The organism is Paenibacillus taichungensis (genome assembly GCF_003287275.1).
In the GTDB taxonomy this organism is placed as follows: domain Bacteria; phylum Bacillota; class Bacilli; order Paenibacillales; family Paenibacillaceae; genus Paenibacillus; species Paenibacillus taichungensis_A.
This window is the reverse complement of sequence record NZ_QEVW01000025.1, coordinates 248,772-264,779: the sequence shown is the minus strand read 5'-3', so window position 1 is coordinate 264,779 and position 16,008 is coordinate 248,772. Positions and strand designations below refer to the sequence as shown.

Here is a 16,008-nt window from a genome sequence, read left to right as displayed (position 1 = left end):
GACCCTTTCGAGGGTCCTTTTTACGTTTGCCACGACTAAGAGGCCACTTTCCCACAAGCTGCTGCAAATCAGTATGTAACAAACATCGTCCATGATACGTTTATATAAGAGAATGAAAATTAATTCAGGAGTAAAAAGAGTAACGATATGTCTGTATTGACATCGTTTCGAAAGAATCGGCATATGTCTCTTCTGTTTACGAAAATGTAACCAAAATCTGGAGGACATGGCAGATGACCTTTGATAGACTTGTAGAAGGAAAGGTATGTTATTTGAACCGAATGATGCAATATGATGATGGATTAATCTACTTTTACATAAGAACGGAGAGGCTTATCCCATGTTTAACCGATTGAGGAAAAAGAAAATGTCCAATGAAGATACACCAGTCAACAACAAGCCGTCTAGTGTAAGAATGAATATGTTTTTTTTCGCTGCGTTTGTGATATTCAGTATCCTCATTTTTAGGTTGGCCTTTGTGCAATTTGTCGAGGGACCTGAACTGACCTATATGGAAACCAGCCGTAATACCAAAGATATTCCGCTTGCTCCTGTTCGGGGGCCAATCTATGATGCGACAGGGAAGGTCGCGCTGGCTTATTCGGAGCCTGTGCAGTCCCTCTATGTATTGTTGTATGAGGATTATAGAAATGATGACCGCAAGCAGGAGGCGCAGGAACTTGCTGATGAATTGGCGGCTGTGTTTAAACAGTTTAATCCGGGGGACAAAGAACAACCAGATGCAGAAGAAATCATGAAGCGACTGGATTTGGATTATCAGAAGACTTTTGGGTATGTACCAAGGTTGGTTAAATCCGATTTAACAACCAAAGAGATTGCCTATTTCATGGAGAAAAAAGCAGAGTTTCCAGGCGTTATGGTCCTGGAGGAAAATGTCCGAAGATACGACCCAGATGGTGTAGCCGTTCAAGTGATTGGATATACAAGAGAATTCAAACGAGCGCCGGATACACTTAAAAAGTATAAAGCCATTCGGGAATCAGCAAGTACCCAGCGTGACCCGGGTCTTGTTTATCACGAAGAAGAGAAGGTAGGCTTTGACGGCCTGGAGCTGCAATATCAAGAAGAACTTCGTGGACGAAGTGGCTACCAGTCCATTGATATTGATGCACGAAATTTGCCGGACGGGACGATGAATCTGACCCCACCTGAGAAGGGGTATAGTCTAATTACAACCATCAACAAGGAAATTCAGATGGTTGCACAACAAGCTATTACCGATGAATTGAGGAAGTTGCCAAAAGCAGTTACTGGATACGCTGTCGCTATGGAAGTGGATACAGGTAATGTGGTGGCAATGGCGAGTATGCCGGATTATGATCCGAATGACTGGGATTATGACAAGATCAAATACGTTTTTCGAAATGGAACGATGGCATCCTTCCCGCCGGATGATACAAAGAAACATACGGAATCCGTTGTTTTGCTAGGTTCCGTAATCAAGCCACTCAGTGTATTGATTGGATTAAAAGAAGGGTTATTCACGACGGGACAGACCTATCATGACCAGGGATATGCCATTTTGGGGAAAGACGGGAGACAAGTGAGGAACTCCCATTCTGCATATAATGGCAATATTACAGCGAGGCGGGCTATTGAGAAATCTTCCAATGCCTTTATGATTGATATGGTTGGCAAGAGACTTCTAAATAAGTATGGCTCGGATAAAGGGATTGATATTTGGCACGAGCACATGCAGGAATTTGGCTTGGGTGTATCAACTGGTGTTGACTTGCCTGGTGAATTCTTGGGTAGACTTGAGTATAAAAACAAAGATGAATCGGCTCTTACACGTCTCGCTTTTGCCTCATTTGGTCAGCAAGGTAAATATACAACGCTTCAACTTGCACAATATACGACAATGCTTGCCAACAAAGGCAAACGGATCGAACCTCATTTGGTGAAGGAAATCCGTGATGCAGATGGTAATGTGGTCAAGAAAATCAAACCAAAAGTGTTAAACGAGGTTGATTTTGCGGATGCATACTGGAATGAAGTGCATAAGGGTATGGTCACCAAAGTAAGTTCGTTTGAAGGTTTCCCCTACGATTATGCGAGAAAAACAGGAACCTCGGAGCAGGGAACAGGGCCGAACAAAAAGGAAAACGGAGTATTTATCGCATTTGCACCACGGGATAATCCGAAGCTGGCTATAGCGGTTGTTGTGCCCGAAGGTGGCTTTGGATCGGTCAGTGCGTCTCCAATTGCACGTAAAATTTTCGATGCTTACGATGAAGTGTATGGCCTTGATGGGACTCCAAAAGGGAAGAAAAAACAGGGGAAAGATACAGAGTAGTGATGAAGCAACTGAAAGAAAATAGGACAGAAGATAAGTCGAAAAGAAAACAGGTTAATTAAATCGCCAATATACTCATTTGGACAGGCAGGGGAAATTATCCCTTGCCTTTTTATTTTGCATCGGCTAAAATTTGCACAAGGGAAACATTATTAGTCTTGTATAAATTTTAATACCTTGTACAACAAAATTAGATGAGGACAATTATGTTAGGAGAGGGAAAGGGGCGGTTTGGATTGTTGATGGTGAAGATGAGGAGCATTCAGAGAGGGTTAATGACACTGACAGCTGTTGTTCTGGTTATCGTGCTAACAGCGTGCTCAAGTGCAGCGGAAACAGGAGGTAGTGAAGGGAAGGTACAGGTTACAGCAACAACAGGCATGATTGCGGATGTAGCGCGTGAAGTCGGCGGGGCATATGTTGATGTTACCGGGCTAATGGGCCCAGGGGTAGATCCTCACTTGTACAAGGCTTCGCAGGGAGATATTCGGAAGCTGGAGCAAGCGAAGGTCATTTTCTACAACGGGCTGCATCTTGAAGGAAAAATGACAGACATCTTGGAGAAAATGTCCAAGAGCAAAATAGTAACAGCTGTCACAGAAAACATTCCGGTGGATGAATTGCGATCAGGAAAAGATACAGGCGGAACGGAATACGATCCACACGTCTGGTTTGATGTTAGCCACTGGATGCATGCGGCAGAAGCTGTACGCGATACACTCGTGGAAGCAGATCCTGAACACGCAGAAGAATACAAGGTACAAGCGGAGCAGTATCTAACGAAACTGGAGGCATTGGATTCAGAGGTGCGGGAAAAAATCCAGGAGATACCGGAAGCTAGCCGGGTATTGGTTACGGCGCATGATGCCTTTGGATACTTCGGCCAAGCTTATGACATGAAAGTGATGGGGCTCCAAGGAATCAGTACAGCAGCAGAGTATGGTGCGAGGGATGTCAGTGAGTTGCGAGATTACCTTGTGGAAAATAATATCAAAGCGGTATTTGTAGAATCCAGCGTTCCAGCAAAAGCGATGGAAGCGATTATTGCTGGGGCGGCCGAAAAAGGACATACCGTTAGTATTGGTGGTGAACTGTTCTCGGATGCGATGGGTGCTGAGGGAACAGAAGAAGGAACGTATATCGGCATGATCCGTCACAACACTCAGACGATTGTAGAGGCATTAAAATGAGAAATGATATGAAGAGAGGAGTGGACAGTGAGTATGAGCGATACAATTTTATCCGAAAAATCTCAATCACAATTAAATGCTAACCATCTGAAGGGAACACAACCTACATCAGCTCCGCTTAGTGTTAGGGACCTGGCGGTGGCTTACCATAAAAAGCCGGTGCTCAGTGGGGTATCTTTTGACATCCCGGAAGGTCAGCTAATTGGTATTCTTGGTCCCAATGGGGCCGGGAAATCAACCTTGATTAAAGCCGTTCTGGGACTAGTGCCTAAAATGCACGGCGAAGTGAAAATTTTTGGTCAGTCCTACCGAGAACAGCGTCGCCGAATCGGCTACGTACCTCAGCGAGAATCTGTTGATTGGGATTTCCCAACCCACGCCCTCGATGTTGTCATGATGGGGCGTTATGGACATCTGGGCTGGTTCCGCCGTCCAGGCAAAAAAGAACGGGATCTGGCAGCTCACTGTCTGGAGCAAGTGGGCATGGGTGATTATATGTACCGCCAGATCAGTCAGCTGTCCGGAGGACAGCAGCAGCGTGTCTTTCTGGCACGGGCACTGGTACAGGATGCGGAATTGTATTTCATGGATGAGCCGTTTGCAGGTGTGGACGCCACAACGGAAAAAGCTATCATTTCACTGTTGGAACAGTTGAAAAAGCAAGGGAAGACCGTACTTGTTGTTCACCATGATTTGGCAACAGTAGAGGAATATTTCGACCATGTGCTGCTGCTTAATGGACGGCTGGTTGCAGGTGGACCCACGAATGAAGTATTTGTTCCGGATACTTTGCAAGAGACGTATGGAGGCCGGATAGCGATGATCGGAAGCCGGTCGGAGAAAGGCCAGGTGTAGTGCATGTGGAACTGGATAGTAGCCATTTTGTCCGATCCAAATACACGCTGGATATTGCTTGGCTGCTTGTTACTCGGATTCAGTAGTGGAATTATTGGTTCTTTTACATTTTTGCGTCGTCAGAGTCTCATGGGAGATACGCTGGCGCATGCAGCTCTGCCGGGAATTTGTATCGCGTTTATGTTGACTGAAACCAAATCCGTAGGATTATTCCTATTCGGTGCGCTTGTGGCTGGAATCATTGCAACCTTCGGCATATCGTGGATTACACGGTATTCCCGGATCAAGCAGGATGCGGCAATGGGGATTGTACTGACTGTATTTTTCGGTATAGGTGTAGTGATGCTTACTCGGATTCAGCACGGTGCAAGCGGCAGTCAGAGTGGACTTGATAAATATTTGTTTGGTCAGGCCGCATCCATGGTGATGACGGATGTGTATGTTATGGGCGGTGTCTGTCTTGTATTATTGATCGCTTGTCTGGCATGGTTCAAAGAATTCAAGCTGGTAAGCTTTGACCCGGGATTTGCACGAGGCATGGGACTGCCGGTTGGCATGCTGGAACAACTGATTCTGCTGTTGACCGTTATTGCGGTTGTTGCAGGGATTCAGGCGGTTGGTGTGGTGCTTGTCGCCGCTTTGCTGGTTACCCCGGCGGCAGCAGCTCGCTGCTGGACGGACTCGCTCTCGCTTATGGTACTGTTGGCCGGCGTATTTGGAGCACTGAGCGGTGCAACAGGTACAATCTTCAGCACCTTGGTGCCTAATCTGCCGACAGGGCCAGTAACGGTACTGGCAGCAACAGTGCTATTTGCGGGTTCCGCATTGCTTGCTCCAAGACGCGGACTGTTAGCACGGCGTTTGCGAAGTATGCAGGCGAAATCCGCTTACTTGAGAGAAGAGCATGCCACGCTACAGACACTCTCTGCACAGCGAGCGCAGCAGGAACGGGGTGAGTTGTAATGGCGACGTTTTGGATTATATTGACGGCCATCCTGGTATCTTCCGCCTGCGCCATTCTTGGCTGTTTTCTAATCTTAAGGCGGATGGCTCTGGTTGGAGATGCGATCAGTCATGCGGTTCTCCCGGGTATTGCGATTGCTTTCCTGTGGAGTGGTTCACGTGATTCGTTATGGATGCTGCTTGGGGCAACCGTATTTGGATTACTGACGGTGTTCTTCATTCAAAGCTTGCAGGCTGGTGGACTATCATCGGATGCTTCCATCGGAATAGTATTTACGGCACTCTTCGCAGTGGGTGTGATTTTGATCAGTTTGAATGCCGGGCATATTGATCTGGATCTCGATTGTGTCTTGTTCGGTGAGATCGCTTATGTCCAGTGGGATACCTTAACGCTTGGTGGGACGGATGTAGGCCCTAGGGCGGTCTGGATGCTGGGCATCACCTTGCTGGTCATTCTCCTTGTAATCGGCCTGTTCTACAAGCAGTTCAAGTTATGTGCTTTTGATCCGGCGCTGGCTGCGGCCTGCGGTATTCCGGTCGTGCTGTTCCACTATTTGCTTATGGGGCTCGTTTCCATGACATCTGTGGCTTCATTTGAAAGCGTAGGGTCTATTCTCGTGGTAGGCATGTTGATTGTACCTGCAGCGACGGCTTACTTGCTCACGGATCGATTGGGTAAAATGATTCTGTACAGCGTGCTCGTAGGAGCGGCTTCATCAATTGGAGGCTACATCATGGCATACGCGCTGGATGCTTCCATTGCAGGTTGCATGGTGGCGGTAGCAGGAATTCTGTTTGTGCTGGCCCTGCTGCTGTCTCCAAAGCATGGTATTGTCTTCCGGTATGCTCGTCGCAAATTCGCGGCACGTTAATGGATAAAAAGTAGCAGCCGCCTGCATTGCAGGCGGTTTTTTCATGGATACGGGTAAGTTTTATCTCATACCAGACTCTTACACGAATTGGAACAGACACCTGTTGCCATGTTGCAAAGGGTCACCCGTATCGCGGGTTACTTTGTTGCAGGTAGACGATCTGTGGTAAAATGTCGTTAGCTGTGACGTCCGGAGCATCCGCCTACGCGGATGCCGGGCGATCTTTTTGTGAGAGTATGTTGGATAGATATAAAGAGCATATAAGTTGAACTGGACATACATTGGGAAACGGAGAGGACAGAAAGGACCAAAAGAAGCGATTACTTTTTTTATAAATTTTCTTTCCAAATAGTTATATTGGGTTTTATAAACAACAGGCGTAGTGGAGGGAACGGAATCGATCTGAAGAAGCGAAGCGTTCGCCTTTGTATCCAAATTACAACTAATAGAAAGTTGGTTCAAGAAAATTTGGATACAACAGCGATCGGAAGACGATCCGTTCCCGTAACGGTCACCCTGCAGAACCTTAAGAAAACCAATGTTGTAGCTATAAAGAAAATATATAAAATTAAAGGTAACAGCGATCGATACGTTTTCTGCCCGCGTAGAGCCTATATGTATATCCATGAGTTTCAACTTGGAGAGAGAGACAACTGAGGAGGAAATACGGCATGAGTGAACTAAAATACAAATTGCTTGCATTGGATATGGATGGAACACTGCTTAACGATAATCATGAGATCACACAGGAAACCGCCAAATGGATTCAGATCGCCATTCGACGGGGAGTGCATGTGTGCCTTTCGACGGGGAGAGCTGTTTTCCATGCGATGCCTTATGCAGTGCAGCTTGGGCTTGAAACCCCGATGGTAACGGTCAATGGCAGTGAAGTCTGGAAAGCTCCGCATGATCTGCATATGCGCCATCTGATGGACCCGGTATTGATCCGCAAAATGCAGGAGATTGGCGAAAAATATAATAGCTGGTACTGGGCATACTCCGTGGAAGAGCTGTTCAACCGTGATCGCTGGACGGACAATATTGAAGGTCTGGAATGGCTGAAATTCGGATTCAATACCGAAGTGGACGAAGTCCGTCACCAGATTATGATGGAACTGCAGCAAATGGGCGGCTTGCAAATGACGAACTCCTCACCTGTTAATATTGAGATTAATCCTGGTGGAGTATCCAAAGCGAGCGGTGTAGCTGAAGTCTGCAAGCTGCTGGGCATCGAGATGTCCGAAGTGGTTGCTGTTGGAGACAGCTTGAATGATCTTGCTGTTATTGAAGCTGTGGGTCTTGGTGTTGCCATGGGCAACGCGCAGGAGCAAGTGAAGGAAGCGGCTGACCTGATCGTAGCGAGCAACAACGAAGATGGCATTGTCGAAGTCATCCGTGATCATATTTTGAAGGGGGAATAACCTTTGCTCGCAACCGTTGGCTGGATTTTAATTGTACTGCTGTTTGCGGTGGGGATGGCCGGAACGGTATATCCTATACTGCCTGGTGCTGTAGCGATTTTCTTCGCGTTTCTGGTCTATGGCTGGTTCTTCAGCTTTGTTCCGTTCGGTGTATGGTTCTGGATTATCCAGATTTTGATCGTAGTGGTGCTGTTTGTGGCTGATTATGTCGTCAGTGCCTGGGGTGTGAAGAAATTCGGCGGCTCCAAATTATCGACGACTCTCAGTACGATTGGTGTCATCATTGGCCCATTTGTCATTCCGGCATTCGGACTGGTACTGGGGCCATTTATCGGTGCTTTTATCGGGGAACTGATCGGAGGTTCTTCACCAGCCAAAGCTTCCAAAGTCGGATTTGGTTCCGTGGTGGGGCTGTTTACGAGTACCGTAATGAAAATTATTTTGCAAATCGTCATGATTGTTCTGTTTATTATCTGGGTGGTAAGATTCGCATAGACGTTCGGGAGCGACTTCATCTGGATGCACGTCGTTGTGGGGGAAAGAAGGGGAATTGGCTTGTCAAAGAAGGAAACATTCATTAGAGGTACGCTCATCTTGGCGGCAGCTGCGCTGATTGCGAGGGTACTCGGATTGGTTCAACGGGTGCCGCTGGAGCATATCCTCGGCGATATCGGTAACGCATCGTTTACCATCTCCAACACGGTATATTTAATGCTGTTAACCGTAGCTACAGCAGGCATACCGAGTACACTTAGTAAAATGGTCTCGGAACGTTATGCACTGGGACGCGCAGGTGAAGCACAACAAATCTACCGTGCAGCTCTGATCTTTGCGGCTGTAGCCGGGGTCGTAATGTCTGCTTTATTATGGTTCGCAGCACCGTATTATGCGACGTACGTATCCAAAGTACCGGAATCGGTGAGCGCCATTCGGGCCTTGGCTCCAGCGCTGCTTCTCTTCCCGGCCATCGCAATGATGCGTGGATATTTCCAGGGTCGTGGCAATATGACGGCAGGCGGCATTTCACAGATTGTGGAGCAGTTTGCACGTGTAGGTACAGCGATCATCGTGGCGTTTGTTATGCTGCAATGGAATTATGATGATCAAACCATTGCGGCAGGGGCTTCATTTGGGGGCGTATTCGGAAGTATTGGCGCTTTTGCTGTCATGCTGTACTTCACCTTGAAGCTTCGCAAAAATGACCGTGCGGCTCAATTGAATTACGAGCGTGCGGAGCAATTGCCCATGCGGGGTATTTACAGCGATATATTCAAACTTTCGATACCAATCGTTTTATCTTCACTCGCTGTTCCGGCGATTAACTTTATCGATTCATCGCTGGTAGTTCCACTGCTTAGCGGACGAGTCGGACTGGAAGAAGCGACAGGAGTTCTTGCCATCCTCGGTGCCAAGGCCCAAAGTATTGCAGGCATTCCTCCGATTTTGGCTATCGCACTGAGTCAATCACTTGTGCCAGTCATTTCGGCAGCTTTTGCACGCAAGGATGAAGTTCATCTGAAAAATCAGGTGACGCTTGCTTTGCGCATTTCAATTCTGACCGGGATGCCAATCGTTATCGCTCTATGTGCGGCAGCATATTCCGTTAACGGCTTGCTGTTTACTAGTCCAGACGGTACACCAATCATTACATTGCTGACATTCGGAACCATTTTCCAAATTACGATGATGACCACGAACTCCATTTTGCTTGGGGTAGGTAAACCACGGATTACAATGCTCAGTGTAGCTGCGGGTATCGTAGTCAAACTCATAGCGAGTTTAATCCTGGCTCCGATTTTTGGCATTTACGGAATCATTATTGCGACAGCACTGTGTTTCCTGGTTATTACGTACCTCAATCTGCGGGTGCTTCGCAAAATTGTTGATTTCTCGATCATGGGTGATCGTTGGAAAGGATTCATCATTACCGTGCTGCTTGCAGCAGGTGTTGGTTTTGCAGCGAACTGGGCCGGGAACTCCATCTTTGATTTATTCCTGCCAGCACGTGTATCATTCCTCGTTACCTGTCTGTTTGTGGGTGCGCTTGTGGTTGTCGTGTATCTGGTACTCATGGTTGTTCTACGTGTACTTCGTAAAGACGAACTGGGCAGTTACCCTCGTATTTTGCAAAAAATACTCCGTCCGCTCATGCGTCTACAACGTGGAGCCGGGCAACGTGGATAATCGATCAACACACTAATACACACTTCGTTATATTGTTTGAAATAAGTACAAGCTCTGTCTGCTTTCATAGCGGACAGGGCTTTTTTATTATACCCAATAAAGGTAGTCCATTATTTTCTTCTAGACGAATCCCTATACAGCTTCTGTCCTTAATGCGTCAAGGTTTTGGCATCATGGGCCAATGCAGTTTTCAACATGCCATACCGATGTTCATGACTCATCTCAAACAGCCAGGGGCGGCGCGGGGCAGTGAGATGACCAAGACAATCGCGATTTTGCAGCCAATCCTGCCTTGTTATAGGTTCGTACGGCGTATCACCCCATACAGCCAGCAATTCAGGACTATATAACCGCTGTCCTTCCACTAGCCATTCTTGATCCAGCAGCTCCTGGCTATAGAGCTCAGCTTCTCCGGCTTCATCTTCATGTGCGGTGAACAGACCGGGCCAGTATTCGGCACGTGAGCCACGGTGGGGAACCGCGCGCGCAAACTCCAATACTTGTGTGTACACTTGTTCCACGCCAAACAGCATCGCATATAAGCCTTTGCCAAACATAATCCGCTCATCCAGCTTGCCAAAATGTTCAATAACCCGGCCTGCAAGACCTTTTTCCCGTCCGAGTGGAAATACGATATGATTCAACCCAGCCAGATTATGCAAATGGAATGCGGGTTTGGACAGCACTTCTTTTTGAAAATAAGGATGCTGCACCACCCGGCTCTCGATATAGTTCTGCTCATTAATAATTAATGCCACACTAAGCAGCGAGCTGCATCGCTCCAGCCAAAATCGTTCCCAGAACGGTATCATGAACACCGATACATGAAAATGGGGCAACAAATGAAAACAGCTCCGTCCAATTCGGCGGCTGTTCATATACAACAGAAGCTGTGGATAGGCGTCCTGGAAAATGAGAGCATTGCATCGCTCCAGTAATCGATACATGTGCTCACGGTCTGTTTGATTTTGCAGATTGTGCATAAGATCGCTCTGAAGATCGGTCATGTGATATCCGCCGTTGCGGGATACCATATGGGCAAGCAGGGCCCAATGCAGCTCGGGATACTGTTCGTAACATTCCAGGTATGCTGCTGTACGAGTGATGTTACTTCGGTTGTTTTCCTGCGTTAATGTTTTGATTTCCTCCAGAATGATGCAGTCCTCTTCACAGACCAGTGCACTGAGCGTATTGCGGGCAAAAGCATTCTCGTTTCCAGGCAATAAGCGCTCCACCTCTGCTTGTAAGGTTGCAGCCATATCAGAGTCCCAAGCCATATCACGTAAGGGATGACGAAGCTGTGCAGAGGCTTGCCAAGCCGCTTGTTTTCCCCTCCACACTTCCCTAGCCGCACCTGGGATGGATCGGACCATCTGCAATATTGAGCCGTGATGGGCAGACTCGGAGGAATCTGTTTTAACGGAAGTCATGACATGACCTCCTTTCCTGATAATCTGATTACGGTTGTAGTTTAGGAAGCTGTTGATGTCAGTATGCGCCGAATATTTGACTTCCACTCCGCAATTTGCTTCACTAAGAGGATAAGACAAGGTATAGAAAGGAAGATGTTGTAATGGAAAAGATTACATCGAAACCGGAATTTGATGTGGCAATCCAATCTCCGCGTTTGACTGTAGCTGTATTTAAGGCAGATTGGTGTGGTGATTGCAAGTACATCGATCCGTTTATGCCTGAAGTTGAAGAGAAGTTTGCTCGTGAGCTGAAGTTGGTTGAGGTCGACGTAGATCAGGTGGGTACAGTGAGCGAAGAGCAAAATATCCTCGGCATCCCTAGCTTTGTAGCTTACACAGATGGCCGAGAACTTGTGCGTTATGTGAATAAACTGCGCAAGTCAAGAGAAGAGATTGAGCAATTCCTGCAGCGTGCAGTTGAGGTGTATAACACGATTCATAAATAAAGTATGACAGGTTAACCATGTTAAAGGTTATAATTAAAGGAACGCCATTTCTCTTGAAATAGGGAAGTGGCGTTTGTATTTTCCGAGTTTTCGGGAGAAACTAACGTTGTAATAATGTACATATTTGCCGATGACCTGTGGGTCAACTTTTCGACAGACGTTAACATTTTGTCACAAAGCGCGGCGTCAATGACACATTTATCCGGTATAATGAATTTAGTTGTGAAATAAGTGTCAAAGTACCGAATCAAGCGGAGAATGTAGTTCTTCGCCATCTTAAACCAACAGCGGGTGAGAAAAAATTGAAACACTTAACCTTGTTTAAATGGTTAACCGTATTAACCTGTCTTGTCATGTTTCTGGCTACATTTGGCGGAGGCGTCGTAACCCGAACGGAATCGGGGCTCGGTTGCGGAGCAGAATGGCCTTTATGTAACGGAAAACTTGTGCCTGCACATACTGTTGCCTCACTTATTGAATTTTCCCATCGCGCCGTCAGCGCACTGGCAGGACTATTGTCCATAGCCTCTTTTGTAGCATTTTTACGGTTTGGTAAATCACGCCGTGATTTGCAATTGTTTTCACTGTTAACGCTGATATTTGTTATTGTCCAGGGAATCATGGGGGCTTTTGCTGTCGTATTCTCCCAATCTTCCGCAGTCATGGCACTGCATTTCGGATTTGCCTTAATCGCTTTTGCCAGCTCCTTGATGATGGCGCTTGGTATTCGGCAGGAAGCACGCCATGGTGGATTGGAACGACTGAATCGATATCCGAGAGTCAGTAAAGGGTTCCGAAATCTGGTATGGTTTTCCACGATCTATACGTACCTCGTGGTATATACTGGAGCATTTGTGAGCCATACGGATTCTGCTGGAGGTTGTTCAGGATTTCCGCTCTGTAACGGGCAGATTATTCCTGAGCTCTCGGGAGGCGTAGCTGTTGCTTTTGCTCACCGGGTGGCGGCTGTTTCATTAGTAATCGTCATTGCAATTCTCGGCCATTTTGCGTATCGCAAACATCCGGATAACACGGAATTAAGAGCGCTTGGCGTCATTTCTGTGGTGCTGGTTTTGTTGCAAGTGGTCATTGGTTTTGGACTGATGCTCACGATGAACCGTCCGGAAGTGTATATGTTCGTGGCGCTGGCGCATATGCTTGATATTGCCATTTTGTTCGGGGTATTAACCTATATGAGTTTCTTGGTGTACAAGTTGCATCGGCCCGTTAACCGGTTCTAATATATCCGAATTATTGTAGTTCAGGGGATGAATCCAGTGAAGTTCACCATCCGATGATGTACATCATTGGACAGGTGAACTTTGTTTGATGTCAGGCGTGTCAGGGCACCCTATTGTAAGCAGCGGTCATACGTTTACTCTGATTCCGATTTTGTTTAATATGATAAATTATTATTAATTTGATGATCTGCAGAGTGGAAAGAGGAGGCTATATATGCTGCGAACGTTGCTGGGTGAAAAGACGCGTAAGAACGAAGGCATACTAAAGGACGCGATGGAAGCGATGGCGGACACGCTTGAGCTATTTCAGCGACAGATGCATGTGGATCATGATCCTACCCATGATTTTCGTAAACTGTATATATGGACCCAGGGATTGATCTCTTCGCTGGATGAATTGGAGCAAAGCTGTTTTGCAGCTTCCCATTTCCGTCAGAAAGTCAAAGCGGGCTCTACGGATGATATGACAATACCAGAAAAAGCAGAGTATGCCCGTTACGTCTATTTCTATAAGGATGGCTTCATCCGATGTTTTGCCATTCTGGATAAGTTAGGTACGGTATTGAATGAAATATTTGAGCTGAATACAACCAATGTTAAAACACATTATTCTTATTTCACCGTATTAAGACAGTTCGGATATGATAAGCTGCATTATGTTCTTGCCAATGAACTGATCCGGATCAAGGACTCATACCGTGAGCCGATGAGCAAATTGCGCAAACGACGAAACATGGAGATTCATTACATGAATTCCGAAATGCAGGATGATCTGTGGCAGCTGCACCAGACTTTGCAAGGGAAAGTAAAGCTGGAAGACCTGGATCAGCATCTTTTGGAACTCCGGCAGGGTGTGGATATGGTATGTGAGACGTTAAAAGCAGCCTATGGCTACATTAACGAGAAGTGGCATAAGCAGGTAATGCACCAATCGACGAACTAATTGGATAGTAATATTTGCCTTTGACAAATCGGAATACTTGGATTATACTGAGTTCCTGATCGACAGTTAGATGGAATTAACATTTATGACATTAACATTATAACTACTACTGAACTTATAAATTAAATATTTCTTATCGAGAGCGGCGGAGGGACAGGCCCGATGAAGCCCGGCAACCGATTTATAACTGCATGACAGCTGTGTCATACTTTATAGATGTTAGGTGCTAATTCCTACAAAATGGTGCAGAGCACGATTTTGGCAGATGAGAAGGTATAATCTTTCACGTGAAGAGCCCTTTTTGTTTCTGCAAAAGGGGCTCTTTTTTTGTACGATGAAGGGGAGTTTTCCTTTCATTCGGGTAAAGATACATGTAGGCAGTGGGAAGGAGCAGTAACTTTGATTGAATTAAAAGGTTTAACCAAGACGTACGGTAAAGGTTCAAAAAGTACGACGGCCTTATCCGATCTAAATTTGAATATCCGCAAGGGTGAAATATTTGGAGTTATCGGTCATTCCGGTGCAGGCAAGAGTACATTGATCCGTTGTATCAATTTGCTCGAACGCCCCACGGCAGGCGAGGTTTGGGTTGATGGAATCAACCTAACCGATCTCAATAAGTCTGATTTGCAGCAACAACGGCGTAAGATTGGCATGATTTTTCAACACTTTAATCTGTTATCCTCAGCTACGGTATATGACAATGTGGCTTTTCCTTTGAAGCTCGTTAATACGCCCAAGGCTGCAATGGATCGGAAAGTGAAGGAAATGCTCGCATTGGTTGGACTGGAGGACCACAGCAATAAATATCCGGCCCAACTGTCAGGCGGACAGAAGCAAAGGGTAGGTATTGCGAGAGCACTCGCGAGTGATCCGAACGTGCTGCTATGTGATGAGGCTACATCGGCACTGGATCCCCAGACAACCGATTCGATTCTGAAGTTATTGCTGGATATCAATGAAAAGTATAACCTCACGATTGTGCTAATCACCCATGAAATGCACGTGATCCAGAATATCTGTGATCAGGTGGCGGTTATCCATCAGGGGGGCATCGTGGAGCAAGGGCCGGTGACGGAAGTATTCCTCAAGCCGCAGCATGCCATTACGCGTGACTTTATGATGCGGGACCATGAGGTGGGAATTGCATTAGAAGAGACCGCTCTGGCGAGTGCAGATGTCTCATTACAGACGAACGGAGCTTCTAAGCTTGTGAAAATATCCTTCTTGGGCAATAAAACCTATGAGGCGATTTTGTCCAGAACAGTTCGTAAAACAGGAGTGGATTTCGCCATTTTGCAAGGCACCATTTCAACGATCAAACAAGTACCCTATGGACAGCTGACCGTTCGGTTTGAGGGGCAGTCAGATGAGATTAATCTCACCATTAAAGAGTTAGTGGATCAGGGACTTGATGTGGAGGTGCTCCGTTAAATGGATTTTTCAACGGTACGTTGGGAAGAAATAGGTAAGGCTTCTATTGAAACACTGCAAATCCTGGGAGCATCGGGCTTGTTCACGATCATCATTGGTTTGCCGCTAGGCGTATTGCTGTTTATGACGGCAAGGTCGGCTTCAATCCAGTCTCAAGTGGTGTACACGATACTATCGTTTATTGTAAACATTTTGCGCTCAGTGCCATTTATCATTCTGATTGTTGCACTCATTCCGTTTACGCGCACATTGGTCGGTACAGCGACAGGTGTGCTGGGTGTTATACCACCGCTCGTCATTGCCGCAGCTCCATACTTTGCCCGGTTGGTGGAAACTACACTGCGTGAAGTGGATCGTGGCGTCATTGAGGCAGCACAGGCGATGGGAGCTTCGACCGGACAGATTGTACGGCGTGTGCTTCTGCCAGAGGCATTACCGGGTCTTTTAGCTGGAATTACCATTACAATCGTAACCCTCGTTTCATACACGGCGATGGCGGGCATGGTTGGTGGTGGAGGTCTGGGAACATTGGCAATCAACTACGGATACTTCCGTTATCAGAATGAAATTATGATTATATCCGTAGTATTTATGATCATTCTGGTGCAAGTGCTTCAGATGGCTGGCGATCGTTTGGTTAAATGGTTCACCAGGAAATAACACATATATA

General features: G+C 46.5%; 14 protein-coding genes and 1 riboswitch. Of the genes, 13 read left to right on the top strand and 1 reads right to left on the bottom strand.

All coding sequences use genetic code 11. The annotated features are described in order from the left end of the window. Nucleotides 1-340: 340 nt before the first annotated feature. The 8 genes from DC345_RS28540 (at nt 341) to DC345_RS28505 (ending at nt 9,802) form a co-directional block, all read left to right on the top strand. The gene (locus tag DC345_RS28540; RefSeq protein ID WP_113056008.1) at nt 341-2,317 is read left to right on the top strand and encodes a peptidoglycan D,D-transpeptidase FtsI family protein; all 1,977 of its coding nucleotides are present in this window, start codon (nt 341-343) and stop codon (nt 2,315-2,317) included. A 275-nt stretch (nt 2,318-2,592) separates the two neighbouring features. Further along, entirely contained in the window at nt 2,593-3,507 is a 915-nt protein-coding gene (locus DC345_RS28535) for a metal ABC transporter solute-binding protein, Zn/Mn family (protein ID WP_258530903.1), read from the top strand. A 33-nt stretch (nt 3,508-3,540) separates the two neighbouring features. Continuing rightward, on the top strand, nt 3,541-4,362 hold the full coding sequence (locus DC345_RS28530; RefSeq protein WP_258530902.1) for a metal ABC transporter ATP-binding protein: 822 nt from the start codon (nt 3,541-3,543) through the stop codon (nt 4,360-4,362). Between the two features lie 3 nt (nt 4,363-4,365). Further along, nucleotides 4,366-5,325, top strand: coding sequence for a metal ABC transporter permease (locus tag DC345_RS28525; protein ID WP_063566128.1), 960 nt, complete (start codon nt 4,366-4,368; stop codon nt 5,323-5,325). Continuing rightward, complete coding sequence (locus DC345_RS28520) at nt 5,325-6,197, top strand: metal ABC transporter permease (RefSeq protein ID WP_113056007.1); 873 nt, start codon at nt 5,325-5,327, stop codon at nt 6,195-6,197. Before DC345_RS28525 ends, DC345_RS28520 begins: the two co-directional genes overlap by 1 nt. Before the next feature lie 671 nt (nt 6,198-6,868). Beyond that, on the top strand, nt 6,869-7,618 hold the full coding sequence (locus DC345_RS28515) for a Cof-type HAD-IIB family hydrolase (protein WP_113056006.1): 750 nt from the start codon (nt 6,869-6,871) through the stop codon (nt 7,616-7,618). Nucleotides 7,619-7,672: 54 nt separating this feature from the next. Then, nucleotides 7,673-8,113 carry a DUF456 domain-containing protein gene (locus DC345_RS28510; RefSeq protein ID WP_063566179.1) on the top strand — a complete coding sequence of 147 codons (441 nt, stop codon included), beginning with the start codon at nt 7,673-7,675 and terminating at the stop codon, nt 8,111-8,113. Nucleotides 8,114-8,173: 60 nt separating this feature from the next. After that, nucleotides 8,174-9,802, top strand: a complete 1,629-nt coding sequence (locus DC345_RS28505) for a putative polysaccharide biosynthesis protein (RefSeq protein WP_113056005.1) — start codon at nt 8,174-8,176, stop codon at nt 9,800-9,802. Between the two features lie 149 nt (nt 9,803-9,951). Here the strand turns inward: DC345_RS28505 and DC345_RS28500 are convergent, their stop codons facing one another. Beyond that, nucleotides 9,952-11,232 (bottom strand): DUF2515 family protein, encoded by a 1,281-nt coding sequence (locus DC345_RS28500; protein ID WP_113056004.1) that lies wholly within the window; start codon nt 11,230-11,232, stop codon nt 9,952-9,954. A gap of 143 nt (nt 11,233-11,375) precedes the next feature. Here DC345_RS28500 and DC345_RS28495 point away from each other — a divergent pair, with 143 nt between their 5' ends. From DC345_RS28495 to DC345_RS28475, 5 genes are all read left to right on the top strand, one after another. Further along, nucleotides 11,376-11,720: a thioredoxin family protein gene (locus DC345_RS28495; protein ID WP_063566123.1), complete on the top strand. Its 345-nt coding sequence runs from the start codon at nt 11,376-11,378 to the stop codon at nt 11,718-11,720. A gap of 317 nt (nt 11,721-12,037) precedes the next feature. Then, nucleotides 12,038-12,961 carry a COX15/CtaA family protein gene (locus tag DC345_RS28490; protein WP_256336683.1) on the top strand — a complete coding sequence of 308 codons (924 nt, stop codon included), beginning with the start codon at nt 12,038-12,040 and terminating at the stop codon, nt 12,959-12,961. A gap of 214 nt (nt 12,962-13,175) precedes the next feature. Continuing rightward, nucleotides 13,176-13,904 carry a Cthe_2314 family HEPN domain-containing protein gene (locus tag DC345_RS28485; protein WP_113056003.1) on the top strand — a complete coding sequence of 243 codons (729 nt, stop codon included), beginning with the start codon at nt 13,176-13,178 and terminating at the stop codon, nt 13,902-13,904. A gap of 130 nt (nt 13,905-14,034) precedes the next feature. Next, nucleotides 14,035-14,176, top strand: a riboswitch (SAM riboswitch). Between the two features lie 127 nt (nt 14,177-14,303). Beyond that, nucleotides 14,304-15,338 (top strand): methionine ABC transporter ATP-binding protein, encoded by a 1,035-nt coding sequence (locus DC345_RS28480; protein WP_113056002.1) that lies wholly within the window; start codon nt 14,304-14,306, stop codon nt 15,336-15,338. Next, nucleotides 15,339-15,998, top strand: coding sequence for a methionine ABC transporter permease (locus tag DC345_RS28475; RefSeq protein WP_113056001.1), 660 nt, complete (start codon nt 15,339-15,341; stop codon nt 15,996-15,998). Nucleotides 15,999-16,008: the final 10 nt, after the last annotated feature.